The following is a 25,880-nucleotide window of genomic DNA, read 5'->3' as shown; positions in this document are numbered from 1 at the left end:
GTCGACACCCTGACCCTCGTGCCCGACCCGTCGGCCGCCTTGCTCGGTGCCCTGGGGCTGGCCGGCCTGCTGCGCCGGCGTCGTGGCTGAGCCGCCACGAACGATGATTTTTTCAAGGCGGCCCCTCGCAGGGCGGCCGCCTTTCTGCCAGCCTGTCATTCGTGTCCGTTGCTGCATCCCGATGCCGGTCGGTGCTCGCCGTGGGAGTCCTCGGCGGGCTGGCGGCTGCCGACGACGGTCCGTCGTTCCAGCCAAACCAGCCGGACGCCCACACCCTCCACCTCTGGCATCTCGACGAGAGCAAGGCACCCTTCGCGGATGCCGCCGATCCGGCGACGCCGCTCGAGGGGCAGTTCAATGGCGCGATGGCGGATCAAGCGTCGCTGCCGGGCCTCGGCCGGGGCGTCTCGTTCCTGGGGCTGGCAGGCGGCACGCCGGGCGGGTCCGACCTTGCGGGGGCGATCGTCACCTCCAGGCCCGGGCTGGCCTTCGGTCCGGGGGACAACGTCGATCCCGGGTTCCGCTACTTCGGTCCGCAGGGTGCCTTCACCTACGAGGCGGTGCTCAAGTTCGACATCCTGCCGGGCGATGCGCGCGTCATTGCCTGCAGCCTGATCTCGATGGAAGGCGACAACGCCGACCGGGTCTTCAACTTCCGCATTGAAAAGGAGGGATTCCTCTCCTTCATCCCGCTGCCGCACAGCGGGGCGGGGGGGCTGGGCCTCGCGACCATCCCGGTCACCGGACCCCATGCCATCGACACCGGGCACTGGTTCCACGCCGCGGTCACCTACGACGGCAAGGCCGGGGTCGCCAACAACCTGAAGCTCTACTGGACACGCCTCGGTCCCGGGCTGAAATCGGCGCACCTGATCGGCAGCGGCACGCTGTCGGGCGGCTTCAATGGCACGAGCGGCGACTTCGCGATCGGCAACGAGGCCCGCTCCTTTCCCGGCAATGCCGAGGCGGAGCCGTTCCCGGGAACCCTCGATGAAGTCCGGATCAGTGGCGTCGCCCGGCATCCCAGCGACTTCTTCTTCGTTCCGCCGGAACTGCGGACCGGACCGGAAGCGGCCGCGGCCCTCGCCGCGGAAGGCGGCGACCGGACCCGGCTCGAACTCAAGCTGGCGAACGTCCTGGTCGATGCTTCTTCCGCCCGCATTCCCGGCGGGAAGGAACCGGTCCTCCGCCTCGGGTCAGGCCTGCACCGGCTCGACTTCGATTTCGGCTTCGAGCATCTCGACGGGGCGGTGAAGCTGCGCTGCCAGCTGGAGGGCATCGACGACCGCTGGCAGGAGACCGAACTCGGCATGAGCCTGGTGTGCGAGGCGCTCGACGCGAAGAACCAGATCCTTTCGCAAACCCGCTTTCCGTTCATCGGCCGCAGCAGCGGCTGGGTGACCTCCCTCGAGGACTCCGAGCTGAGCCACCGCATCGAGCCGGTCTATGTGCCCGCGGGCACGGCCTCGCTGAGCTTGTCGATTTCGTCGGGCTCGCCGGACACGACCGGCTTCGTCGCGATCGACAACCTCGCCCTCGGCGTGCCCGGGACCACCGGCGATTCCCTCTGGCAGAACGGCCGCCTGGTGGCGGACGAGAGCACCAGCCGGGCGGCCGGGGTTCCGGCGGGCTGGCGACGTGAAGGCAGCGATCCCGCGATCGCCCGGCTGGTTCTGAGGCCCGGGCATCCGCTGCTCGGCCTGGTGGACGGCGACCAGGAAAACCATGGCGGCTGGACTTCCACCCAGGCGCTGGTCCCGCCCGGCGTCCGCGGGGGAACCCTGGCGCTGTCGTGGGACGAAGCTTTCAACGTGGTGGGCGGCAGCCTTCACCGGGCGACCTATCTCAACGTTCCGCCCGGCCGCTACCTGTTTCGCGCCATCGGCCTCACCGGCGATGCCACCCCGCTGGGTGCGGGGCTGTCGCTGCCGGTGGTGATCGACCCGCCCTTCTGGAAAAGAGCCTGGTTCGGGCCGGCGGCCGCGGCAGCAGCAGTCGCGCTTGCGGCCGCGGGTATCCTGCTCCGCCTGCGCCGGCGTTCCAAGCGGCGCCTGCAGGAACTGCGTTTCCAGAACGCGCTGGAACAGGACCGGACCCGCATCGCCCGCGACCTGCACGATGACCTGGGCACCCGCGTGACCGTCTTGAATCTCACCGCGTCGCTCGCCCGGCGCGATCTCGAGGCGGACCCGGCGAAGGCCCGCCGCCATCTCGACAAGATGAGCGACTCCGCCCGCGAGCTGGTGGTCGCGATGGACGACCTGGTGTGGGCCGTGGATCCCGCCCACGACACCCTCGACCACCTGGCCTCGCACCTCACCCGGCTGGCGGACGAGATGTTCCGTGAGTCCGCGGTGCGTTGCCGGCTGGACATTCCCGCGATGTTGCCGGCGCGACCGCTGGGCGCCCAGTTCCGCCACCACGTGTCCCTGGCGGTGAAGGAGTCCCTGCACAATGTCCTGCGCCATGCCGGGCCCTGCGAAGTTCACCTCAGCCTCGAGTTCGATGGCAGCCGGATCATCCTCACGATCCGCGACACCGGCCGCGGCTTTGATCTGGATGCCCCGCCCGAGGGCCACGGCCTCGACAACGCGCCGGCGCGCATCCGCGAGATCGGCGGCAGTTACACCATTGACTCGTCACCCGGCGGCGGGACCTGCATTGTCATGATCTGTCCCTTGCCCGGCGACCCCACCTGATCCCATCCCATGTCCGACCAACCCCACACCATCGCCCTCGTCGAGGATGACGAATTGCTGCGCGAAACGCTGGCCGAGCTCCTGAGCGCCTCGCCCGCATGGAAGCTCGTGGCCTCCTTTCCCGCCGCCGAACCCGCGCTGGAGGCCTTCAAGGACGAGTGCCCCGAGGTGGTGCTGATGGACATCCAGCTGCCCGGCATCTCCGGCATCGAGTGCGTCGCCAAGCTCAAGGACCTGCATCCCGCGGTCCAGGTCATGATGGTCACCGTCTACGACAACAACGACCGGATCTTCGAGGCGCTGGCGGCCGGGGCCACCGGCTACCTGCTCAAGCGCGATGCCCCGGCGCGGCTGCTCGAATCCCTGGACGACCTCCTTTCCGGCGGTTCGCCGATGTCCGGGGCGATCGCCCGCAAGGTCGTCCAACATTTCCAGACCACGCCGCCGGCGCGCAACGAGGATCACAACCTCACGCCCCGTGAAACCGAGATCCTCGAGCTGCTGGTCAAGGGCGGGCTCTACAAGGAGATCGCCTGGGACCTGGGGATCGGGGTCGAGACCGTGCGCACCCACCTGCACAACATCTACGGCAAGCTCCACGTCCGGACCCGGACCGAGGCGGTCGTGAAGTATCTCGGCCGCTGACCGCGCAAGAAGCGGCTGGACCGCGCCGCAGGCCGTGGCTTAATGTGACACCATGGCTACCGGTTATTATAAATTGAAGTCCGCGGCGAAGTTCACCTTCACGCTCAACGCCGCCAATCACGAGGTCATCCTCGCCAGCCAGGGCTACGAGGAGAAGGCCTCCGCCCTCAACGGCATCGAGTCGGTGCGCAAGCACGGCACCCTCGAAGGCAACTTCGACCGGCGGACCTCGGCCGCGGGCGAACCCTACTTCGTGCTCAAGGCGAGCAACGGCCAGATCATCGGCACCAGCGAGATGTACTCGTCCGAAGCCGCCCGCGACAACGGCATCGCTTCGGTCGGCAACAACTGCCTGAGCATGGAAGTGAAGGAGGTCTGAGCGGCTGCGACCGTCCGGGTGGATTTTCAAATGCACATTTCAAAGTTTAATTTGAAACCTGTGCCGGTTCGTGGAGTTTTCCCTCCATGTCCGGCGACACCACCCATGACCGGCTGCTGAATGCAGCCATCGGCATCTTTGCCGGCAAGGGCTACCGGGACGCCACCGTCGCCGAAGTCTGCGATGCCGCCGGCGCGAACATCGCGTCGGTGAACTACCATTTCGGCTCGAAGGAGTCGCTGTTCCGGCTGGTCCTGCGCGAGGCCTTCCAGCGGGCCAACGAGATCTATCCGATCCACGGCAACCTCGCCCCGGACGCGGCACCGGAGCTCCGGCTCCACGCCTTCATGGCCGCGCTGATCCGGCGCGGCTTCGACGAGGGCCCGGCCGGCGATTTCAACCGGATCATGATCCACCAGGGCACCCGCGAGTCGGCGCCCGACGAGCTGATCCATTCGGAGATCGCGCGGCTGGAAGGGGACACCCTGGAGTCGATCCTCTCCAGCCTCCTCGGCACCCGCGCCAGGGAGCTGCTGCTGCTGGCCAAGATGGACGTGATCGGCCTCTGCGTGTTCCCCGGCGTGGCCCGGCGGGTGAGGTCCTACCTCTTCCCGGAGGCACCCCAGCCGGCACGCTTGAAGCAATACATCGACCGCCAGCACGCCTTTGCGCTCGCCGGGCTCTCGACCCTCGCACCGGCTTCCGCATGAGATCGACCGTTCTTCTCACCGGCCTGCTGCTGGCCTCCTGTGGCGCTCCCGGCAGCCTCGCGCCGGGAGCTGCGGCGTCGCTGGAAATCCCCGCCCGCTACGACGCGTCCGCCGCCCCGGTGCCGCGGGTCGCGGATTCCTTGTTAGGCTTGTTCGATGATGCCCGGCTCAAAGCGACAGTCCGCCGCGCCCTGGCCAACAACCCGGATCTGAAGGGTGCCCTGGCCCGGCTGGAGGAGGCCGGCTACAACACCCGAAAAACCGCCTCCGCGCTCTATCCGGCGCTCGATGCCAATGCCTCGGCCGGCCGCTCGAGCGTTCCGGCGACCGGCGAGTCGGCCAGCTACCGGCTGGCGCTGGATGCCCGCTGGGAGCTCGACGTCTGGGGCCGCATCCGCGCCGGGGTGCAGGCCAGCGCCGCCGACCAGGCGGCGGCCGCCGCCGACTACGAAAGCGCCCGCCAGTCGCTCGCCGCCCAGACCATGCAGGCGTGGTTCGACCTGGTTTCGGCCGAGAAACGGCTGGCGCTCGGTCAGCGCCGGGTGGCGAGTTTCGAGAACACCCGCAACCTGGTGGCGCGGCGCTTTGAACTCGGCACCGCGCGGCTCGGCGATGTCGAACTCGCCCGCACCGACCTCGAGAACGGCCGTGCCGACATCCGCCAGCTGGAGGACGACCGCGACCGTGCAGCCCGCACCGTGCGCCTGCTGGCCGGCGACTACCCGGACGCCCGCCTTTCGGCCTCCTCCTGGTCGGCCTTGTCGCGGTCGGTGCCCGCCGGGGTGCCGTCCGATGTCCTGCGCCAGCGCCCGGACATCGATGCCGCCTACCAGCGCCTGCGCGCCGCCGACGCGCGGGTCAAGGTCGCCCATGCCGACCTGTTCCCGTCGTTCCCGCTGACCGCCTCGGGTGGACGTAGTAGCAACCTGCTGTCCGACCTCGGCCATTCCGCGTTCGACTCGTGGTCGCTGCTCGCGTCCCTGTCCGCGCCGATCTTCGACGGCGGCGAACGGCGGGCCGAGATCGGAGCGGCCGGCAAGCGCGCCGAGCAGGCGCTGGCGAACTACCAGTCGATCGTCCTCGGCGCCCTCAAGGAGGTCGAGGATGCCCTCGGCAGCGAGCGGCTGCTCCGGGCGCAGGAGCAAGCGCGGCTGGAGGCGCTCGAAGCCGCCCGCAGCGCCGAGACCCGGACCCGCCGCGACTACGAGGCCGGCATCTCCGACTTCCTGACCTTGCTGGAAGCCCAGCGGCGGGTCTTTTCCACCGAGGACCAGACCCTCACCCTCCACCGCCTGCGCCTCCAGAACCGCGTCTCGCTCGCACTCGCGCTGGGCAAGGGCATCTGACCATTCACCTTCATGACTGCCGGTAAAAAAGCCTTCAACCTTCTCTTCGCACCGCTGGTCGTGGTGCTGGCCTTTGCCGGCATCCAGGCCCTGGTGAAGGCGCGCAAGGATCCGCCGCCCCGCGTTCCCCCCGTCGCCGTGCCTCACGTCACGGTCATCGTCTCCAAGCCGGAGGACGCGGTGCCGACCGTTTCCAGTTTCGGCAATGTCCGCGCCTACTACGCGACGACGGTTTCGGGTCAGGTCGGCGGGAAGGTCGAGTCGGTGGCGGGGAACTTCGAGGCCGGGCGGGCGGTTGCTGCCGGTGACGTGTTAGCAAAGATCGAGGACGCCGATTTCCGCGCCGCCCTGTCCGAGCGCGAGGCCGCCGTCTCCGCCGCGGAGCAGGCGCTGGCCGACGAGGAAGCACGCTCGGCCATCGCCCGTGAAGACTGGCTGGCATCGGGGCGCGAGATCGACGCGGCGCCCGCCTTCACCCTGAGGGTTCCGCAACTCAAGGCGGCCCGGGCCGCGCTCGAGGCCGCCGAGTCCGCGGCCGGCCAGGCGCGGCTGGACCTGGAGCGCACCGGGATCCGCGCGCCCTTCGATGCGATTGTGGAGAGCCGTGACGTCAGCCCCGGCAACGTCGTGGCGGCCGGGGCTTCCCTCGGAACCTTGATTTCCCGCGAAAAGGTCGAGGTCCGGCTGCCGATCACCCCGGAGCAGGCCGCCCGGCTCGATCTTCCGCTGGCCTTCGTCGATGGGTCCGGCCCGCCGCTCAGCGCGGTCTTGAAAAGTCCCGCGCGTCCGGGCGGGGAGTGGCGCGCCACGATCACGCGGACCGAGGCGGCGATGGATGAGCGCAACCAGGTCCTGTATGTGATCGCCGAGGTGCCGCGGCCCTTCGACAGCGGCGAGGGCTTCCTGCCGGTGGGCACCTTCGTCACCGCGGAGTTGGCCGGCGCGACGCTTCCCGGGGTTCACCGGCTGCCCGACACGGCCCTGGTCGAGGACGATCATGTGTGGATCGTCGATGCCTCCGGCAAGCTGAGGCGCCAGCAGGTCGAGCGCCTTTTCAGCGCCGACGGCAGCTTCCTCGCCCGTCTGGTCGATCCGGCCGCTGCTCCGCCGCTGCGGGTGGTGGTCAGGCCGTTGGCCAGTTTCCGCGATGGCGGGGACGTCATTGTCGATGAGGAAAGCCCCGCCACCGGCAAGCCATGAGCGAGCGCGACGATCCCATCCGCGACCATCCGTTCATCGCGTGGTTCGCCGGCAATCCGGTGGTGGCCAACGTACTGCTGCTCACCATCCTCGCGGCGGGCATTTACACCGCGATGAACATCCGCAAGGAGGCCTTCCCTGCCTTCGACGCGGAAAGCGTGACGATCGAGGTTCCCTTCCTCGGCGGCACCCCGGAGGACGTCGAACGCGGCGTCACGATCAAGATCGAGGAGGCCCTGCAGGGGGTCCAGGGCATCGACCACGTGCGCAGCGAGTCCCGCGACAACGGGGCCACCATCACCGTCGAGGCGATCGAAAAGTACCCCGTCCAGAAGCTGTTGGACGACGTGAAGATCAAGGTCGATGCCATTCCCAGCTTCCCGGTCCAGGTGGAGAACCCGATCATCCGGGAAAACAAGCGCCGCAACCCGGTGATGTGGATCGAGGTCCACGGCAGTGCGTCCGAAGCGGTGCTCAAGGAGACCGCCCGTAACCTTCGCGACGAACTGCTCAAGCTCCGCGAGGTGAGCCTCGTCGACACCTACAACGCGCGGAACTACGAGATCTCCGTGGAAGTCTCGGAGAGCAAGCTGCGGGCCTTCGGCCTGACCTTCGGCGAAGTCGCGGACGCGGTTTCCAACAACTCGATCGACCTCGCGGGCGGCGTGGTCCGCAGCGAAGGCGGGGAGATCACCCTGCGCTCCCGCAACCAGGCCTACCGGCTGGCCGAGTTCGGCGCGATCCCGGTGCGCACCGCTGCCGATGGCACCCGCATTTTCCTCCGCGATGTCGCCGAGATCCGCGACGCCTTCGTCGACCAGGAGATCCTCGGTCGCTTCGACGGCGAACCGTCCGTCGCCTTGCAGGTCGCCACCGAGGGCAACGACGACGTCATTGACGCCAGCGTCGCCGCCCGCGCCCTGGCCGAGCGCTACCCGGTGGAGCATCCGCTGCCGGACGGGGTCACCGTGACGCACTGGAACGACGGATCAAAACCGATCCGCGGCCGCCTGGAGTTGCTGACCTCGAACGGTCTCTTCGGGACCTTGCTCGTCATCGTGTCGCTGGCCCTGTTCCTCAACCTCCGACTCGCTTTCTGGGTCGCGGTGGGCATTCCGTTCTCGATCGCCGGTGCGATCATGCTGTTCCCGGTGCCGGGCATCGGGCTGTCGATCAACCAGCTTACCTCCTTCGCGTTCATCATCGTCCTCGGCATCCTGGTCGACGATGCCATCGTCATCGGCGAGAGCGTCTTTTCGGCCAAGGAGGAGCAGAAGCATCCCGAGGCGGCGGACGCCGAGCTGCGGTCCACGGTGCGCGGGGTGGCCAAGGTCATCGTCCCCGCCTTCTTCGGCGTGGTGACGACGATCGCCGCCTTCCTGCCGCTCACCCAGATCTCCGGGCGGCTCGGCAGCGTGCTCGGCCAGACGGCGGTGGTGGTGATCCTGGCGCTGATCTTTTCGCTCATCGAGTCGAAGCTGATCCTGCCGTCCCATCTCGCCCACATCGACGTCCACCGCCGCGGGCGCAACATTTTCTCCCGTGCGCTCTATGCCTTCCAGGATGCGGTGGCGGCCGGCTTGCAGCGCTTTGTCCGCCGCTTCTACCTGCCGGTGCTGCGCTGGCTGATGGGCTACCGCTACCTCGTCGCTGCGGCCTTCCTCGCGCTGTTGATTGTTGTCATCGGGCTGATCCCGGCCGGCAAGCTGCGCTTCGTTTTCTTCCCCGACATCTTCCGCGACGACATCTCGGCGAACATCGAACTCGAGCAGGGGCTGCCGGTCGACTACCTCCACGAAACCGCGGAACGCGTCGGCCGGGGCCTGGTCGAGGCGGCCCGGGAGCTGGAGGCGGAATCCGGCGACAAGATCCTGGTCCACCACCAGATCGCGGCCAGCACCAATACCAAGGCGGCGATCGCGGCCGAGCTCACCCCGTCCGAGTCCCGCGTCACCAGCACTGGCGACGTCGTCCGGCGCTGGCGTGAAAAGGTCGGGCCGGTCGCGGGAGCGCGTGCGCTGGTGTTCACCGGGACCGCCGGCGGCCGCAACCGGCCGGACTTCGACATCCAGCTCGAAAGCCCGGACCTCGAGGCGCTGCGCATCGCCGCCGACGACCTGAAGGCGAAGGTGGCCACCTTTCCCGGCACCAACGACGTCAAGGACACCTTCGACTCGGGCAAACCGGAGATCCGAATCGCCATCACGCCGGAAGGGGAGGCCGCCGGGTTCACCCGCCGCGACCTCGCGCTCAACGTCCGCGATGCCTTCTACGGCCGCGAGGCGCAGCGCGTGCAGCGCGGCCGCGACGAGGTGAAGGTCATGGTCCGCTACCCGATCGAGGAACGCGGCAAACTGGAAACCTTGCGCGACATGCGGATCCGCGCCGCCGACGGCACCGCGGTGCCGTTCTCGGTGGTCGCCGACACGGACTACAGCTCGGGCCTCGCCTCCATCCAGCGCGCCGACTCCAACCGGACCGTCAATGTCCAGGCGAACGTCGACAAGTCGGTCACCTCCGGGGAGGAGATCCTGTCGCGACTTTCGGACGACTATTTCCCGGCCTTCCGCGCCCAGCATCCGGGGGTGAACATCGCCCTGCTGGGCGAGGCGGAGCAGCGCGCCCGCTCGATCAGCTCGCTGCTCAAGGGCTTCGGCATTTCGCTGATCTCGATCTACATCCTGCTGGCCATCCCGCTGAAGTCCTACACCAAGCCGCTCGCGATCATGTCGGTGATTCCGTTCGGGATCATCGGGGCGCTGTTAGGGCATTTCCTCTTCGGCCTGCCGGTGAGCATCCTGTCGGTCTTCGGCCTGCTCGCGCTGAGCGGCATCGTCGTCAATGACTCGCTCGTCCTGGTCCACCGTGTCGACGAGTTGCGGGCGGAGGGGCTGCCGCTGGCGGATGCGCTGCACGATGCCGGCGGCCAGCGCTTCCGTGCGATCCTGCTGACGACGCTGACCACCTTCGTGGGACTGGTGCCTTTGCTTGCCGAAACGGCGGTGCAGGCGCAGTTCCTGAAACCGATGGCCGTCTCCGTGGGTTTCGGCGTGGTTTTTGCCACGGTTATCACCCTGGTGCTGCTGCCGATGCTGATCCTCATCTCGCACGATTTCCGCGTCCGCTTCCGGCGCTCGCTCGAGGCGTGGAAGGGGCTGAGGCGCGGCGATGCCGCGGTTCGCGAATGAGGCGCGGATTTGGGTTCGGAATCGGGCGGAGATCGACCAGACTCCGCGCATGAACATCCGCTCCGCCCGCTTCCTCGCCAGCGCCACCAGCCTGGAATCGTGCCCGCCTGCCGAGCTGCCGGAGTTCGCCTTCATCGGCCGCTCGAACGTCGGCAAGTCGTCCTTGCTGAACATGCTCGCCCGCAAGAAGGACCTGGCGAAGGTGTCCGCCACCGCGGGCAAGACCAAGCTGATCAACTTTTTCACGATCAACGACGTCTGGAACATCGTCGACCTGCCCGGCTACGGCTACGCGGCGGGCTCGAAGCAGGACCGCTTCAAGTTCCAGCGGATGATCACCGACTACCTGCTGGGTCGGGAGAACCTGCGGCAGGTGTTCGTCCTGATCGACTCGCGCCACTCGCCGCAGCCGATCGACGTCGACTTCGTCGCCTGGTCATTGGAGAGCGGCGTGCCGTTCCGGCTGGTGTTCACCAAGGCGGACAAGATGAAAGCCGGGCCGATGAAGAAGAACATCGCGGCCTTCCTGGGCAATTTCACCGATGGCGCGTCGTGGCCGGTCGTGTCCTGCTCGTCAAAGACCGGTGACGGCCGGCTCGAGCTCCTGCGCGTGATGGGCGACCAGGCCGCGAAGGTGGAAGGGGAGTAAGGGGGCTGGAGCGCGGGTCGGATCGGCCGCGAGGGGAGAGAAAAGAAGAAGGTCAGGAATCGGTCCGATTTACCGGAGGGCGCCACTACCGTTTGCCGCCGTTCGGGATGAAGGAGAAGCAGCCGGACTGAACCGATTGTTTACGCCTCCCAAGATCAAGGAACGTAGACCAATCCCACCTTGAGGGTTGGGCCATTCGCTCCCTCCTCCACCTCGCCGTGTAATACCATGTCGCTGCTTCCGGACTCCGCGGTCCACAGATCGACGAGAAACTCCCATCTTTTCGATCCTTGATACTGCGCCACGGAGGTCTCCCACGTTTCGTCCGGCAATTCGATCAGCTCTTCGCTGTATTCTTCAATGTATTCCTGGATCTGCGCCGATGTCCCCGGATCGATTGGGAGCACCCCCGGGACGGGAACGGATAGACGGTAGTCACCCTTTGTGAAGGCCTTGACGATGTCACGAATCATCGGACGCCACTCGAGAGGGATTGATACTTCTGAATCTTCCATCTTGTTCGAGCGTTGCCTTGTTTGTTGATCCCGATCATCGGCCACCAAATCTTCGATCAGGCTTGGATCAATCGTCGCTGCAACTGTCCTGAGACTCTGGAATCGTCCGAATCCCTCCATCCTCGATAGCACCCCGCACAGTTTGAAGTCGGCTGTTACCAAGGGAGCTCCGCTCATGCCGCGGCGTGCCACGAGTGAAGTCGAAAATGTGGATGCTGTCGCTGGAAGGAACTTGTCGGGACCATCCAAGACACTACCGGCGGCGAAGAAGACTCCATTCCCCACGAGATTCTCACGACGGACCTCCCCGCGCTTGTCGGCAGGAGAAGACCCGTAACCCTCGTCATCCGCCGAAAACACAATCTGTTCCTTGGTGGGGTTTGCCTCAAGGAGGTTGAAGTATGGGTGGCCTTCTATAGGGAACTTCAAGATTGCAAGATCAGCATCCGGATTGCTCCAGACAAGTCGTCCTCGATGACGGCTGCTCGAAAAATACCTCGAGATTTCCGAAGTCTTGAAGCCTCGAGATGGTGGCCTCCGGATCATATTCGTTTGCTCGATGTAGAAGGCACGGTCCTGAACTACGTGGTATGCAGTAATGAAATATCCGTCCTGCGTCAATGCGGCCGCTCGACCGGCTGTGTGGATCTCGTCCGGAAGTTCGGTGCCTCCTTCGGAGAAGACGATCCTCACCCGCTTCCCGATATATTCCTTGATGCGGGTCTTCTGGTTGTCGTCGGTGATATGCCGGACGGTTTCCTTCTCTTGGATTCTACGGACCGTCGGGTTGTCGAATTTCCATGAGGAGGCGTAATCGGTGCATCCGACCGCGCAAGCGAGAGTGATCCCCCATAGGCCCAGTTGTAAGCTTTTCATTTTTTTCTTCCCGACGTCAGAAAACAAGAGGTTCGGCGATCCGTGGCAGCGTTGTCTATCCTCGTGACTGGATGGGATCACCAAATCGGAAGTTCGACAAGGTCGCTTGCCGCGGGTGCCCTGCTTTGACTTGGTTGAGCTCAATTTATTCGGGGCGTAAGGCTCTAGTAGCAATCCCAAGAGTGGAGCTGGACTCCCATCAAAGTCCAATCGAGGAAGGTCGACCGACCGCGTGTCGGCTGTTTCTAGTGGATCTGCAATGCGATGGACACGAGCCGCATATAGCCGGAACGATGGGGCGCCAGCCGGTCGGACCATTGCCCTGCCTGAGTAGAGTGGGCGGGAAGGGGACGGTCGGCTGCGTTGCACGGTGATTGATGCAGAAAATCGGACCCTTGATTCGGGATGGCTTGGCCGTCCGGGCTCGACTTCGTGGTGCCAGTGGATTCTCTAGTTCGAGGAATATGAAGAAGTTGCTCCGGCTTCCCCCCACTGAGAGCCCATCCCTCCGAGCCCTGCCACGTGCCGCCCGCTCCGGAGTCGTGATGTTCGCGCTATCGATGCCTGCCATTCCTTTCCGGGTCGATGCAGCGGTTTTTCCGGTAGCTCCTGGGCCGGGCGGAAGTGCGGTAAACCTCCGCCAGGCAATCAACCAGGCCAACGCCAGTCCGGGTCCGGATGTGCTGGTCCTGGAAGCCGGGACCTATGTGATCGAGGACTCGCTCTCCGATGACAATGGCGTCGGGGGAGATCTCGACATCAATGACGACCTGACGATCCAAGGGGCAGGATCCGCCACCACGGTCATCGACGGCCTGGGGCTGGCGAGGGTGTTCGATGTCAACGGTGTCCATGAGGTCGCGATCCTCGACGTGACCATCCAGAATGGAGACGACAACTCGGGGGGATGCATCGACGGGGGGAGCAGTTCGCTCGCACTGACGCGGGTGGTGGTGAGAGGTGGTCATGCAGACCAGAACGGCGGTGGAATCTCGATGTCCGGCGGCACCCTGGCGGTGATCGATTCCATGATTCTCTCCAGCACCGCGCTGAGGGGGGGAGGCATTCATGCGCTCGACAGTGCGGTGGAACTGACCGGCTCAACGGTTGGAGACAATCACGTCAGCTCCGGCACTTCCGCCCAGGGCGGTGGCATCTACTTTCGTGACGGCACGGGGAGCGTCGCCTTGAAAGTCACCGACAGCATCGTCCGCGACAACAGCGCGAGTGACGATGGCGGGGGCATCGAGAACTATGAGGGGCGGGTCGAGATCCTTCGTTCGACGATCCGCGACAACAGTTCGGGCGACGACGGCGGGGGCATCGAGAACGACAATCACAACGACGGCGGCTTCTTGTCGGTCACGGACAGCGCATTCATCGGCAACAGCGCGGTGAACGGAGGAGGGATCGACAACGACGGCGAGGCGACCCTGACGGGCTCCACGATTTCGGGCAATACCGCCAACTCGACCGATCGGCAAGGATGGGGGAGCGGGGGGATCCGGAGCTCGGAAGACACCGGGTCCGGGCTGACGCTGGTGATCGAGAGTTGCACGCTCTATGGCAACCAGTCGTGGATGGGCGGGGCGGGGCTTGAAGCCGGGGATATCGGCAACGTATCGACCAGGGCGACGCGGATCGAGATCCGCAACAGCATCGTGGGCCGTTGTTTCACCGACCTGTCGCCCGCGAGCCCGGGAGCCATGCTGTCGCTGGGCAACAATCTCTTCGAGGATGACTCGGGGGCGAACAAGACGCCTCAAGCGGGAGCGGCCGCGGACCTGGTGGCGAATCCGCAACTCGGCTTGTTGTCCGACGACGGGACCGCGGGCAATGCCCATCTGCCGCTGTTGTCCGCCAGTCCGGCCATCGACGCTGGAGATACAGCCAGCGCTCCGGCGGCGGATCAACTTGGCGAGGACCGTGTGGATGGCGATGAAGACGGAACGGTGATTCCCGATATTGGATCGGTGGAATCACCGGGAATCCGCTACGCCACTTGGTTCGAATCGCACTTCAATGCCCAGGAAAGGGCGGATCCCGCGGTGTCGGGATCGGGTCAGGACCCGGATGGCGATGGCCGGATCAATGCCGACGAATATGCGGCCGATACGGATCCATTGAGCGCGGCGTCGTTTTTCCGGGCCCTTCTCGCCGTGGAAACAGGGGGCTCGGTGGCGGTTGAGGTGAACGATTCATCGCCCGGCCGGCTCTACACACTCGAGGCGTCCGGTGATCTCGGTCGGACGGATGGCTGGCAGGTGCTGGCCGGTCCCGTCCCCGGCACCGGCGCGAACCTGCTCCTCGGGGATCCGGCAGAAGTCCCGGGTCGCAAGTTCTACCGGGCGCGGGTGGAGGTGCCTTAATGGCGATCCTGACCCTGCGATTGACCGGTGCCTCCCAGCAGGCAGGCTGCGGCGGTGCGCTTGAAATTGATTATCGCTTACGAGGGAACCGCGATCGGCGGCTGGCAGTCGCAGTCCGGCGGCAACACCGTCCAGGACTTGATGGAGAAAGCGATTGCCGAGACGGCCAAGCGCCCGCTGCGGCTGCACGGTTCCGGACGCACCGACGCCGGCGTCCACGCCCTGGCCCAAGTGGCGCATTTCGATGCTCCCGATGACCTCACGATGAATCCCTTCAACTGGGTGCCGGCGCTGAATACCAAGCTGCCCCCGTCGATCCGGGTGATGAGCTGCGAAGAAGTCGCGTCCGACTTCCATTCGCGCTACTCGGCGACGGGGAAAACCTACCGCTACGACATTTCCACCGAGCCGGTGTTGACTCCCTTCCGGGCGGGGAGGGCATGGCATTTGCCGCGCCAGCTGGATCCCTACACCCTTGAAGACGCCTTGAACCTGTTCCGCGGCCGCCACGACTTCGAGGCCTTCGGGGCGAGGCGTGGCTACGAGACCGAAGAGACCAGCTATGTGAGAAATATCACCGAAGTCTCGTTGGAGCCGATCGAGTGGGGATGGCGGATCCGATACACCGGCGAGGGCTTCCTCTACAAAATGGTACGGCTGATGACCGGAGCCGCGATCCAAGCGGCGCAGGGGAGGATTCGCGTGGATCAGGTGGCGGCCTATCTCAACCAGTCCCCCGGTCTCCCGTTGGGGAAAAGCCCGCACTGCGCGCCGTCGGATGGCTTGTTCCTGGAATCGGTGGCCTACCGGTAGAGGGGCGGGTGAGGCCCTCAGCCGGTGAGTGTCGGCTTCGCCATGGATCGATGCTGGGTGCTGATCCACAGGATCTCGCCGTGGTTATGGCGGAATAAGCATTTGGTACAGTGTGGTGATTGATCAGGAATCGCCGACACTGTTGAATGCCTGATTGTAAGCCAATAGCTACCGAACTCCGTTCACCAGTCCCGGGCCGGTCCCGGGTCGCGGAGTTGCCTCCCGCTGACACTCGCAGCGTCCCCTGTGTGTGAGTGCCCAGCTTCCTGTTCACCCCCTACAACCAGCCATGAATTTGCGGAATTCTTTCCGTACGATCCCGTTTGGAATCGTGCTCCCCCTGCTTGGGTCCGTCGCCAGTGCCCAGGTGTCATGTTGGGCTCCCGGCATGTCCGGGGCGGTCAACCTCACCGAGAATACCCGGTCCTTGGGCGTCTCACTCGGAACTCCCTATCGCTATGATGTGTTCGGCGTGGCCGGGCAACTCACCCTCGGGGATCGCGCCGCGAATGCCCAGGTCGTCGATGGCGGATTCAGGCAGAAACTGCTCGGCCTGCTGTCAACCGGGACCGCGGTGGAGTCGACCGCCGGCGTTGGTCTACAAACCGGCCTGACCCGGATCTATCCCGAGTATCTGTCGGTCAAAGGTGGATCGCCTGGAGACGCCGTCGGGCCGACGGTTCGATATGGGGAGAATTGGACCCTGTGCGATCCCCGGCACCCGGCTGCCGTGAACCTGACCTTCCATCTTTGCGGGTCGAGCTTGCTGGCGGGACTCGCGCCAGGCCTACTAAGTCCACCGTATTACAACCTGAATCCAAGCGGAAGCTTCCATGTGCTGGGCGAGTGCCACCTCGCGCCACCCGTGATGACGGGGAATCTCTCGATTGCCGAAGCGTCCGTGCTCTACGGGAGATCGGTGGTCGTCGGGTTCCACATCGACCGTGAGGAGCAGACGCCGGTATATCGTCCTCCGTTTCTGGGGCTCGATCTGGGAGATGCGGACCTGACCGTTTTCGGTACCCCGCCCGGCAGCTCGGGTGGTGGGGCAACAGGTTTTGTCGATGTGCCGGACTTGCCGGCTCCCGATCTCCTCGCGGTAACCATCGATCTCAGCGGCTCCCAGGGAGACGGTTGGATCAAGATCCGGAAGGCACCATGAAGGCGAATCCATGGATCGTGGTGGCGCTGTGCGGTTTGCCGGTCTGTTCTGTCCTGGCGGATGAAGTCCGCAAAGGCGGCATCGGGATGGAGGTCCTGCCAAGCCGCTTGACCGCACCGGTCCGGGATGTGTCCGACGACGAATCGCTGCTGGCCCGCCGGACGGAACGGGGGACCCGGGCGCTCAAGGTGGTCGCCCGCCGCAACACCGGTTTTGGATTCCTCGAGCTCTCGCAGTTCATCGGGAATGGCTCGACCTCAACGGTATTGCCAAAGGGCGCCGTGTTGTTTTGTCCCGATCAATGGTCATCCCGACTGCTGTCTGCCCCCGACGGACGCATCGTTCCTCTTGCCGAGTTCGTGGCAGCCAACCGGAATTGGATTGCCCTTCACGAGGTCTCCCCGGCGCAGGTCAGAGGAGAAGTCCCGATCCCGGACGGGGAGCGGGAAGCCTTTGCCGTCCACGGCAAGTTGGTGATTGCAACCATCGCCGCGAACCCCGTTTCCGTTCTCCCCTCAAATTCCAACTCCCCCCAGAAACCATGAAACGTGCTGAACTCTTGATACCCCTGTTCGCGATGGTCGCGGCGGCGGCAACTCCCGTCGAAGCGGTTGATTTCATCCGGCAGATCCAACTGATCGATGGCAAGACCATCGTCTACGACATCCCGGTTTCGGGGACGAGCGGCAGTGTCATATCCAAGCCCCTGGAGGGTGATGGCGCCGTGTTCCAGCTCTACGCGTTTGAGAACGAGAACTACAGCCCTTGGAGTCTCCTCGACCTGAACGCCGGATCAGACGTGCACGCGAATGTTTCGCTGGACTCCCATCTGGTCGACTTGGATTTGTTGGGGATCGACGTCGATCTCTACTTGGGAAGTCCCGATGATGACCAGGAACTGCCGAGATTGATCGACGAGAAGACCGTCGGCACCCACCTGCCGCGAACGGTGGTCACCTTGAGTTCCGTGGATTCCTACCGGCCGGCTCGCACCCGCGCCGACCAGCTGTTCGCCCTGTCGATCGGTATCCGTGGCCTTGCGGATCCCGCCGATCCTCAGGGCGGAATCTCGGCCGTGGATCTCGATCGGGCTTTCAAGCTCTACCATCCCGACCTGCATGTGCCCTATCCCAATGGTGCCGGGCAGGGGAGCTATGAAGAGTCCATCCGGTTCCGCCGCAACGGCGATTTCAACGATCCGGAGATCTTTGCCATGTTGCCGGCGGCACGTCCCACCAAGGCGATCGGTGAGGAGACCTTCACCGCGCGGGTGGCACTGGATTCGTCGGGGCGTCAGGTGAGCATCGGCTCCGCGACCATCCAGATCTGGCCGGTCTGTGATGCCTCCTTCGAGGAGATCGTGGCGGACAAGCGTTACACCGGCATTCCCGGCGGGGCGCGTGTCGTCCTGGGCGACCTGTATCCCGACAGTGTGACCTACGCGCAGATTTACAAGGGGGACGCCGAGCTGGGCCGAGTCGGCCGGGTGATCGCTTCATCGGTGGTCTCGTTCAATACCTACGCCCCCCAGAACGCGGTGGTCCCCCTGGTGATGGGGGAGGAACATTTCGACGGGGACGGGACTTACACCATTGAGATCCTGACGACCACGCCCTTCAACGACCGCAAGCCGGAGCGGGTGGACCACCTCAGTTTCGAACTCGACCGCACGCTTCAAGTCCGGGGGATGTTCGCAGGTGCGGAATGAGCACGTGGTGGATCGTCGCTTGAAGTCGACCCGTTGATCCCGGACGATGGCCCGCCGATGACTGTGCCATTCCTCCTGGACGTGCGTGTCGCCCGGTTGCTGATCGTGCTCCCGGGCCTTGCGGTTGCCGACGACATCGGCTGGCTGGGAGATGAGTTCGACAACGCCGCGAGGTTTCCGGAATGGCAAGACCTCGGTGTGGTCGAGGGGTGGCACACCCCGTCCTATGAAGTGGCGGACATCGACACCATTGAGCCGGGTCGATTCCATATCGTGCCCGGGGCGATCACCTGGTTCAACCACCTCCGCGGGTTGCTCTTCTTCAAGGAAGTGACGGGCGATTTTGTCGCCACGACCCGGGTGCGGGTTCTCAGCCGGCACAATCCGGCCAACCCGACGGAGCCGCCGAACCGGAGCTTTTCCCTGACCGGCATTTTCGTGCATGGGCCGCGGGACATCACGCAGGCGGCACCGGATCCGTACACGACCAATCCGGTCTGGCCGCCGGCCGACTTCGGCAGCGATTATGTCCCGAACACCGAGAACTACATTTTCCTCAGCTACGGCTCGGCCGGGAACCCGGGGACCCGGCAGTTTGAGATCAAGGCGACCCGGAACAGTTCTTCCCGCCTCTACTACAGCTCGAACGGGATCGACCAGGCCGAGACCGAAGCCTGGCTGCAGCTGGTCCGGGTGGGGGATACCGTGGTGTGTCTCCGCAAGCACGGCGCCGACGGCGAGTGGGTGGTCGAGAACCGCTACCCGAATCCGGATCACCCCTTTCCCGAATTCGGTGAGACCCTGCAGGTTGGGCTAACCGCCTACACCGATTGGGAGACCGCGGGTCCCTATTCCAATGCCGGCCTGGAGAGTTCCTATCACTTCAACTACGCGCCCCCCGTCACCGGTCAACCCGACCTGATCTCCCAGGTCGACTACTTCCGCCTTCGTCGCCCGGATCCGGCGCTGACCGAAGCCGTGTTGCAGGGGATGAGCGTGAGCTACGATTCCGCGGCGAATGCCACTGCGAATCCTCCGGTGCTCTTATCCGCATCGGTGGCGGCGGCACCTTGGCTGGGGAACGCGGTCGATCGTGCGTATGAACCCTACGGTGACTGGCGTGTGGCGGAGTTCGAGGGGGAAGCTTCATTGCCGCTCGCCGATCCCGATGCGGATCCGGATGGGGACGGACTGCGGAATCTGATCGAATTCGTGTTGGGAGGTGATCCTCTCAACGCCGCGAGCGCGCCGTCGCCTGTTGCCCATCGCGAGGGCACGGGCCTGCACTATTCATTCACTCCGGCAGTCAGCGACGGGGCGGTGGTCGAATTATTGCAATCCACGGATCTATTCGAGTGGAGCCCGGTGATTTCGCGGCCTGTCCAAGGAGGCGATTGGCAGACGCATGCCGCGGGGGCCAGCGTGGAGGTCAATGCGGAGACGGGTGAAGTCACCGTGTCGCTGCCACTCTCGCCGGGCCGGGTGTTCCTGCGGCTGGCCGCCACCTTGCCCCCGTGAGGATCGAATCAATTCACTGCGCGTAGCACGGATGCCGCCCGCGTGAACGTTGATTCCCCGAAACCTAACATCCGCTTGAGCCGCGCATCCTTTTCCAAGGGATTAGCGATGGTTGCGGAGGCCCGGTAGTCCTTCCAGGAAAGCATTCCAAAGAGCCAGGGAAGGAGTCCGCTCGATGGAACGGGCAGGTCGCTGCCGTGAAGAATGCGGTCGCACAGCGGAGCACTGGTCAACTTGCGGAGCGCCGACGGGCGCAGCCGGAAACTCATGCCGGCGAGTGCGCTATTATCCCCGTAGAGGTTCGGGTACCTTGCCGCCATGTCGGTGAAGACGTGGAGGTAGTCGGGGTCGAGCAACATCATGCCGGTGCCGGCATGGGCGGCGATGCAGGTGACCCCGATTTCCAGAGGCCGGAGAAGCACCTGCGGCGAAGCGAGCTTGGCATCCATCACCGGCATGGTCCGTTCGCTCCCGGTGTGGGCGAGGATCGGGAGGCCGGCCTCTGCCATGCGTTCGAGGAAAGCCGTGTAGCGGCGGTCGTTCCAATCGATGCCCTGGACGTTTGGCAGGCACTTCAGTGCGGACGCCCCGCCGGCCAGGCATTTTTCCAATTCATCGAAGGCATCCTTCCGTGCCGGATGGATCGAGACGGCGGGGAGGAACTCGGTGTGCTCCTTGGCGAGCCGCAGCACGTAGTCGTTCGGCACATAGAGGGACGATCTCTCGGGCAGAGGCGTCCCGTCGTCGCGGTGGGGAAGTTCGTGGGCGAGGATGAGGGCCCGGTCGATGGAGGGGGAGTTGCGAACGGACTCCAACAGGCAATCGACATACATCCGGTCGAAGTCGGGGCCGTGCAGGTCACGTCGGGTCAGGCCGACCGCCCGCACCAGGAAGGGTTCGCCTACCCGGGTCAACCCGCGCGGCCGGTACCAGCATCCCGTTCCGAAGGTACCGGTTCCGACGATGTGGACGTGGCAATCGATGCGCATGCAGGCCCTCCACTATCATCCGCGGGAGTCCGGCGGCGAGCAAAGTTGCCGTTCATTTCACCCCGTCCATCAGTGTGCGGGCGAGCCGGTAACCCGCCGGGTCCGGGGCGTGGGCGGCGGAGTCGAACAGCTGGCGGCAGCGGTGCCGGCCGCGCTTGCAGATGTAGCGGGCGAGTTCGAGCGAACGGGCGTCGCCGAGAGTGTGCGCACGGGAGGCAGACAAGGTCATGGCGAGGAGCTCGGCGCCGACATCGACCAGACGGCCTAACAGGAGCTGCTGGCGGTCCAATTTCGGACCGTGTTTCGCCATGGAATGGAAGATCGAGCGGGCGAGCCCGCGGCTGAGGGAGGCGACGTCTCTCAGCGAGGAGCGGAGTTCGGGATCGAGCGATGACGGAAGCCCGGAGCAGAGGGGAATCCAGCGTTTCGGGTACCAGGCGGCATAGTGGAGCCCGGCTCGAAGGGCCGTCTCGAGGCGCTCCGACAGCGGCTTGCGGGTGTCGAGTGCCGCCGCACCCCGGCGCAGGTGGGGGTCGAGCGCCTCCCGGGCGATGAAGAGATGCATGATTTCGGTCGATCCCTCGAAGATGGTGTTGATGCGGGAATCGCGCAGCAGGCGTTCGACGGGGTCCGGCCGCTCGCCGCGGTTGCGCAGCGAGTCGGCGGTTTCGTAGCCACGTCCACCCTTGATTTGCATGGTGGCGTCGGCGCCCCGCCAACCGGCTTCGGTGCCCCACAGCTTGGCGAGCGCGGCCTCGAGGCGGATGTCCGCCTTCTTGTCGGCATCCACGAGCGCGGAGGTGTAGAGCACCAGCGACTCCGTGGCGAAGGCATCCGCGGCGAGGTCGGCCAGCTTGCCGGCGATGGCGGCGTGTTTGCCGATCTCCTGGCCCCACTGGACCCGCTCCCGCGACCAGGTGAGGGCGATGTCGAGACAGCGATCGAGCAGGCCGCCGCAAGCGGCCGGCAAGGTGAGTCGGCCGGTGTTGAGGGTGGTGAGCGCCACCTTCAGTCCCTTGCCCTCGGCGGCGACGACATTCTCTTTCGGGACCTTGACGTCGGTGAAGCGGATCACCCCGTTGTAGAGCGCCTTGAGCCCCATGAAGCGGCAGCGGGTCACGATCTCGACGCCAGGCCAGTCGGACTCGACGATGAAGGCGCTGGTGGCGTGGGGTTTGCCGGCGATCGGGGTGCGGGCCATGACGATCATGGCGAAAGCCTTGAGGCCGTTGGTGCACCAGAGCTTCTCGCCATTGAGGATGTAGTGGGATCCGTCATTCGACAGCTTCGCCTCCGTGGTCATCCGGGCGGGGTCGGAGCCGACGTCCTTCTCGGTCAGGGCGAAGGCGGAAACGCCGCCGGCGGCGCAACGGGGGAGATACTTTTCCTTCTGGGCCTCGGTGCCGAAAACCAGCAGCGGTTGCGGGATGCCGATCGACTGGTGGGCGGACAACAGCGCGGTGAGATTGCCGCAGTGGCCGCCGAGCATCATCGCGGCCCGCGAGTAGTTGGTCTGGGAAAGGCCGAGACCGCCATAGGTCCCGGGGATCTTGATGCCAAACGCCCCGAGTTCCGCGAGTCCTTGGAAGACCTCGACCGGGATCTCGCCTTCGCGGTCGATGGCGTCGGGATCGGTGTTCCGGTCAAGGAAGGTCCGGAGTTTCGACAGAAAGGCGTCGCCCTTCTCCTTGTCGGCGGTGCTTTGGACCGGGAAAGGAAAGACGGTCTCGAAGTCTGGAATACCGTCGAAGATCGACGCGGCGAAACCGGACAGTTCGCGGGTGTCGCGGGACGACTCCGCCAGCTCGAGCGCGGCGCGCTGGCCTTCGCTCATTTTCGAGGTGTCGATGATGGAGTCGTGCATGGCGGTGCGGGGTGATGATTTCGCGGAGGCTCGGGTCAGGAGGGGTGGGTAAGCTCGTATTGCAGCGGGCCGCCGCGGAAGGGCGCGTAGCCGGTGCCCAGAACCATCGCGAGGTCGATGTCGTCGGCGGTTTCGGCAACCCCCTCGTCGAGGCAGAGGCGGGCCTCGTGGCTCATCGCCTGGGCGAGACGGGCCGCCAGGTCGGCGGGCGCGGGGGCTTCGTCGGTCTGCAGCGCGACGGCGGCAGGATTGGGGGAGATACTGTTGCCGTCGTAGATGTAGAATCCCGACTTGGCCTTGCGGCCTGAATGGCCGTCGGCGACCAGTTTGCCGAGCAGGTCCGGCACGGTCATGCGGTCCGGGAAGGCTTCCGCAAGCGTCGTAGCAACGTGGGCGGCGACGTCGAGTCCCACCTCGTCCAGCAGGCGGATCGGGCCCATCGGCATGCCGAAGTCGAGCATCGCGCCGTCGATTTCCTTGGGGTCGACCCCTTCCTCGAACAGCTTGGCCGCCGCGACGAGGTAGGGCATGAGGATGCGGTTGACGAGGAAGCCGGGTGAGTCGCGGACGACGACCGGCAGCTTCCCCAGCTTGCGGACGAATGCGATGGCGGTGGCCAGCGTCACGTCGGACGTGGCGGCGGTGCGGACCACCTCGACGAGCTGCATGCGGTGGACGGGATTGAAGAAATGAAGTCCCACCAGCCGCTCCGGGTGGGTGATGGATCCGGCAAGCTCGTGGATGGGCAGCGCGGATGTGTTGGTGGCGAGGATGGTGTCGTGACGGGTGCGCGCGGAGAGATCGGCAAAGACCTGCTGCTTGATGTCGAGCCGTTCGACGGCCGCTTCGATGACGAGATCGCAGCGGTCGAGAGGGACGGGCACCGCGGAGGGCTGGATCCGGTCGATGCCACGTGCCGCTTCGGTGGCGGTGAAGACGCGGCGCTTACGGGCTTCGTCGTAGTTCTTGTGGATTGCCTTCATCCCCCGGGCGAGGGCGGTCGGATCGAGATCCCGCATGATCACGGGATGGCCGCGGGCGCTGAGCCAGTAGGCGATGCCGGCACCCATGACCCCGGCGCCGACCACGGCGCAGTTGCCGACAGGTCGTGGATCGGCATCGACGAGCTGGTGCTTCTTGGCTCGCTCCTGGAGGAAGAACAGGCGCAGCAGCTGGTGGGTTTGCGGCAGGGTCGAGAGCCGGAGAATGGCTTCCTTCTCCAGGTCGAATCCGTGCTCGAGCGAGCGTTGGCAGCCCTTGGTCGCGACATCAAGGGCAGCGGCCGGTCCGGGATAGAGTCCCCGGGTTTTTTCCTGCAAAGCCTTCCGTGCCTTTGTGCCGATCAGTGAGACGGAGAGAGGGTTGTGAAGCAGGGGGTGATGGGCGGGGGGGCGCTTGCCCCGGTCGAGCCAGGTAAGCGCGTGCGACTCCAGGTTCTCGCGGGGCACCACCGCGTCGACCAGCCCCTTGGCCCTCGCGGCGCCGGCGGTGAGGACCTTGCCGCCAAGAATCAACGGCAGCGCCTTGGCGAGTCCGATCAGGCGCGGGAGCCGGGTCGTGCCGCCCCAGGCGGGAAGGATTCCAAGCTGGGTTTCCGGCAGGCCGATCCGGGTGGCGGGGGCGTCCGAGGCAATCCTCCAGTCGCAGGCGAGGGCCAGCTCGTAGCCGCCGCCGACACAGGCGCCGTGAATCGCCGCCACGGTGACGTAGGGAAGCCGGGCGAGTTTTTGGAAGGTCGCCTGGCCGAGTTCGATCAAGTCGCGCAGGTCGTCGCCCTCCGCGGATGAGAGGATCTTCAGGTCGGCACCCGCGATGAAAATGGATGGCTTGGCGGAGCGGATGAGGAGCCCCTTGAGTTCCGGGTGGGCGGAGAGGGCGTCGAGCTTGTCGGAGAGTTCGACGAGGGCCTGGCGGTCGAAGAGATTCGCGGACGAACCCTCGCGGTCGAAAGTAAGGACGCCGTGGTCGCCGTGCTGCTGGAAGTGGAGGTGGTTCATGGCATCAGTGACGTTCGAGCCAGAGCGCGGCCCCCTGGCCGCCGCCGACGCAGAGGGTGGTGAGTGCGGTCTTGCCGCCGGATTGGCGGAGCTGTTGGAGGGCGGTGAGGACCAGCCGGGCCCCGGTGGCTCCGACCGGGTGTCCGAGGGCGATGGCGCCGCCCAGGCGATTGAGCTTTTCACTGGGAATCTCGGCGGGGGGCATTTCGAGTGCGCACCTTCGCGGGTCCCGGAGGGCGGCGAGCACGGCGAGCACCTGGGCGGCGAAAGCTTCGTTGATTTCCACCAGGTCGGCCTCTTCGGGCGAGCGGCCGCAGCGGGCGATGGCGTGGACCGGTCCGAGCCCCATGCGCTTGGGATCGCAGCCGGCGTAGGCATAGGAGGTGAGCCGTCCCAGCGGTTCGATGCCAAGCCGGCCGGCCATCCGTTCGCTGCCGACGAGCAAGGCCACCGCGCCGTCGGTGATCTGCGAGCTGTTGCCGGCGGTCACGGTGCCGGTGTGCCGGTCGAAGATCGGGCGGAGCTTGGCGAGCTTATCGGGGGTCGAATCGTCGCGGATGCCGTTGTCGCCCGTGACCGCATTGCCGGGCAGGATGACGGGGGCAATTTCTCCTGCCAATGCCTCCGCGGCAGCGAGCGACTTGCGGTGGGAGTCGGCAGCGAAGGCATCCTGCTCCTCGCGGGTGATCTGGAATTCACGGGCCAGCACTTCGGCGGTGTCGCCCATGATCATCCCGCTGAAGGGATCGGTGAGACCGAGGGCGAGGCCGATGCCGGGTTTGAAGTCGGCGGGCCGGAAGTCCGCCACCGCGGTGATCTTTTGACCGATGTCCTTGGCGCGGGAGAGGGCGTTGAATTTCGCATTGGCGGAATGCGGGTAGTAGAGCGGGACGCTCGACATGCTCTCGGCGCCGCCGACGAGGAACAGCTCGCCCTGGCCGGCGAGCAGGCGCTGGTGGGCGGTGGTGATGCTTTCCATCCCCGACGCGCAATTGCGATGGACGGTGACGGCCGGGACCGCAGGGGGGACGCCGGCACGCAAGGCGATGACCCGGGCGACGTTCGCGGCATCGACGGGTTGGGCGACACAGCCGAAGATGACTTCGTCGATGAGCGACGGGTCGATGCCGGTCCGCAGCAGGAGCGAGGCACAGGCGAGGCGGCCGAGATCGTCCGCGCCGAGGCCGTCGAAGTCCGTGCCGAGGCGACAGAACGGGGTGCGGATGCCGGCGATGATGTGGAGATCGGACATG

Annotated in this window: 19 protein-coding genes; 14 read left to right on the top strand and 5 right to left on the bottom strand. The window is 65.6% G+C overall.

What is annotated here, in order from left to right; translation table 11 throughout:
• Positions 1-161 precede the first annotated feature (161 nt).
• From IG178_RS21670 to yihA, 8 genes are all read left to right on the top strand, one after another.
• On the top strand, positions 162-2,699 hold the full coding sequence (locus tag IG178_RS21670; protein WP_193214681.1) for a histidine kinase: 2,538 nt from the start codon (positions 162-164) through the stop codon (positions 2,697-2,699).
• Between the two features lie 9 nt (positions 2,700-2,708).
• A complete protein-coding gene (locus tag IG178_RS21665; protein ID WP_193214680.1) occupies positions 2,709-3,344 on the top strand; it encodes a response regulator in 636 nt (211 codons plus the stop codon).
• Between the two features lie 52 nt (positions 3,345-3,396).
• On the top strand, positions 3,397-3,723 hold the full coding sequence (locus IG178_RS21660) for a YegP family protein (protein ID WP_193214679.1): 327 nt from the start codon (positions 3,397-3,399) through the stop codon (positions 3,721-3,723).
• A gap of 86 nt (positions 3,724-3,809) precedes the next feature.
• Positions 3,810-4,433, top strand: a complete 624-nt coding sequence (locus IG178_RS21655) for a TetR/AcrR family transcriptional regulator (protein ID WP_193214678.1) — start codon at positions 3,810-3,812, stop codon at positions 4,431-4,433.
• Complete coding sequence (locus tag IG178_RS21650) at positions 4,430-5,779, top strand: efflux transporter outer membrane subunit (protein WP_193214677.1); 1,350 nt, start codon at positions 4,430-4,432, stop codon at positions 5,777-5,779. The genes IG178_RS21655 and IG178_RS21650 overlap by 4 nt, the downstream gene beginning before the upstream one ends.
• A gap of 12 nt (positions 5,780-5,791) precedes the next feature.
• A complete protein-coding gene (locus tag IG178_RS21645) occupies positions 5,792-6,979 on the top strand; it encodes an efflux RND transporter periplasmic adaptor subunit (RefSeq protein WP_193214676.1) in 1,188 nt (395 codons plus the stop codon).
• Complete coding sequence (locus IG178_RS21640) at positions 6,976-10,167, top strand: efflux RND transporter permease subunit (RefSeq protein WP_193214675.1); 3,192 nt, start codon at positions 6,976-6,978, stop codon at positions 10,165-10,167. The genes IG178_RS21645 and IG178_RS21640 overlap by 4 nt, the downstream gene beginning before the upstream one ends.
• Before the next feature lie 49 nt (positions 10,168-10,216).
• Complete coding sequence (gene yihA, locus IG178_RS21635) at positions 10,217-10,816, top strand: ribosome biogenesis GTP-binding protein YihA/YsxC (RefSeq protein WP_193214674.1); 600 nt, start codon at positions 10,217-10,219, stop codon at positions 10,814-10,816.
• Positions 10,817-10,971: 155 nt separating this feature from the next.
• Here the strand turns inward: yihA and IG178_RS21630 are convergent, their stop codons facing one another.
• On the bottom strand, positions 10,972-12,234 hold the full coding sequence (locus IG178_RS21630; RefSeq protein WP_193214673.1) for a S1 family peptidase: 1,263 nt from the start codon (positions 12,232-12,234) through the stop codon (positions 10,972-10,974).
• A gap of 533 nt (positions 12,235-12,767) precedes the next feature.
• Between IG178_RS21630 and IG178_RS21625 the strand changes: the two genes are divergently transcribed.
• From IG178_RS21625 to IG178_RS21600, 6 genes are all read left to right on the top strand, one after another.
• Positions 12,768-14,576, top strand: coding sequence for a choice-of-anchor Q domain-containing protein (locus tag IG178_RS21625; RefSeq protein ID WP_193214672.1), 1,809 nt, complete (start codon positions 12,768-12,770; stop codon positions 14,574-14,576).
• Between the two features lie 54 nt (positions 14,577-14,630).
• Entirely contained in the window at positions 14,631-15,389 is a 759-nt protein-coding gene (truA, locus tag IG178_RS21620; RefSeq protein ID WP_193214686.1) for a tRNA pseudouridine(38-40) synthase TruA, read from the top strand.
• Between the two features lie 331 nt (positions 15,390-15,720).
• Positions 15,721-16,551 carry a hypothetical protein gene (locus IG178_RS21615; RefSeq protein WP_193214671.1) on the top strand — a complete coding sequence of 277 codons (831 nt, stop codon included), beginning with the start codon at positions 15,721-15,723 and terminating at the stop codon, positions 16,549-16,551.
• A complete protein-coding gene (locus IG178_RS21610) occupies positions 16,548-17,096 on the top strand; it encodes a hypothetical protein (RefSeq protein ID WP_193214670.1) in 549 nt (182 codons plus the stop codon). Before IG178_RS21615 ends, IG178_RS21610 begins: the two co-directional genes overlap by 4 nt.
• The gene (locus IG178_RS21605) at positions 17,093-18,259 is read left to right on the top strand and encodes a hypothetical protein (protein WP_193214669.1); all 1,167 of its coding nucleotides are present in this window, start codon (positions 17,093-17,095) and stop codon (positions 18,257-18,259) included. The genes IG178_RS21610 and IG178_RS21605 overlap by 4 nt, the downstream gene beginning before the upstream one ends.
• Positions 18,260-18,316: 57 nt before the next feature.
• Entirely contained in the window at positions 18,317-19,777 is a 1,461-nt protein-coding gene (locus IG178_RS21600; protein ID WP_193214668.1) for a hypothetical protein, read from the top strand.
• 8 nt (positions 19,778-19,785) lie between these two features.
• Here the strand turns inward: IG178_RS21600 and IG178_RS21595 are convergent, their stop codons facing one another.
• Genes IG178_RS21595 through IG178_RS21580 form a run of 4 tightly spaced genes read right to left on the bottom strand, consistent with a single transcriptional unit; the run spans position 19,786 to position 25,879 of the window.
• Positions 19,786-20,766 (bottom strand): amidohydrolase family protein, encoded by a 981-nt coding sequence (locus tag IG178_RS21595; protein ID WP_193214667.1) that lies wholly within the window; start codon positions 20,764-20,766, stop codon positions 19,786-19,788.
• Between the two features lie 52 nt (positions 20,767-20,818).
• On the bottom strand, positions 20,819-22,630 hold the full coding sequence (locus tag IG178_RS21590) for an acyl-CoA dehydrogenase family protein (protein WP_193214666.1): 1,812 nt from the start codon (positions 22,628-22,630) through the stop codon (positions 20,819-20,821).
• A gap of 35 nt (positions 22,631-22,665) precedes the next feature.
• A complete protein-coding gene (locus tag IG178_RS21585) occupies positions 22,666-24,627 on the bottom strand; it encodes a 3-hydroxyacyl-CoA dehydrogenase NAD-binding domain-containing protein (protein WP_193214665.1) in 1,962 nt (653 codons plus the stop codon).
• A gap of 4 nt (positions 24,628-24,631) precedes the next feature.
• Positions 24,632-25,879: a thiolase family protein gene (locus IG178_RS21580; protein WP_193214664.1), complete on the bottom strand. Its 1,248-nt coding sequence runs from the start codon at positions 25,877-25,879 to the stop codon at positions 24,632-24,634.
• Position 25,880 lies beyond the last annotated feature (1 nt).

This window comes from Neoluteolibacter marinus, from assembly GCF_014904755.1.
Classification (GTDB): domain Bacteria; phylum Verrucomicrobiota; class Verrucomicrobiia; order Verrucomicrobiales; family Akkermansiaceae; genus Haloferula; species Haloferula marina.
This window is presented reverse-complemented; position numbering and strand designations above follow the sequence as displayed.

Coding starts and splice junctions, on each gene's coding strand:
- IG178_RS21665 (WP_193214680.1), top strand. CDS start 2,709: ATGTCCGACCAACCCCACACCATCGCCCTCGTCGAGGATGACGAATTG.
- IG178_RS21660 (WP_193214679.1), top strand. CDS start 3,397: ATGGCTACCGGTTATTATAAATTGAAGTCCGCGGCGAAGTTCACCTTC.
- IG178_RS21655 (WP_193214678.1), top strand. CDS start 3,810: ATGTCCGGCGACACCACCCATGACCGGCTGCTGAATGCAGCCATCGGC.
- IG178_RS21650 (WP_193214677.1), top strand. CDS start 4,430: ATGAGATCGACCGTTCTTCTCACCGGCCTGCTGCTGGCCTCCTGTGGC.
- IG178_RS21645 (WP_193214676.1), top strand. CDS start 5,792: ATGACTGCCGGTAAAAAAGCCTTCAACCTTCTCTTCGCACCGCTGGTC.
- IG178_RS21640 (WP_193214675.1), top strand. CDS start 6,976: ATGAGCGAGCGCGACGATCCCATCCGCGACCATCCGTTCATCGCGTGG.
- yihA (WP_193214674.1), top strand. CDS start 10,217: ATGAACATCCGCTCCGCCCGCTTCCTCGCCAGCGCCACCAGCCTGGAA.
- IG178_RS21625 (WP_193214672.1), top strand. CDS start 12,768: ATGCCTGCCATTCCTTTCCGGGTCGATGCAGCGGTTTTTCCGGTAGCT.
- IG178_RS21610 (WP_193214670.1), top strand. CDS start 16,548: ATGAAGGCGAATCCATGGATCGTGGTGGCGCTGTGCGGTTTGCCGGTC.
- IG178_RS21605 (WP_193214669.1), top strand. CDS start 17,093: ATGAAACGTGCTGAACTCTTGATACCCCTGTTCGCGATGGTCGCGGCG.
- IG178_RS21600 (WP_193214668.1), top strand. CDS start 18,317: ATGACTGTGCCATTCCTCCTGGACGTGCGTGTCGCCCGGTTGCTGATC.
- IG178_RS21595 (WP_193214667.1), bottom strand. CDS start 20,766: ATGCGCATCGATTGCCACGTCCACATCGTCGGAACCGGTACCTTCGGA.
- IG178_RS21590 (WP_193214666.1), bottom strand. CDS start 22,630: ATGCACGACTCCATCATCGACACCTCGAAAATGAGCGAAGGCCAGCGC.
- IG178_RS21585 (WP_193214665.1), bottom strand. CDS start 24,627: ATGAACCACCTCCACTTCCAGCAGCACGGCGACCACGGCGTCCTTACT.
- IG178_RS21580 (WP_193214664.1), bottom strand. CDS start 25,879: ATGTCCGATCTCCACATCATCGCCGGCATCCGCACCCCGTTCTGTCGC.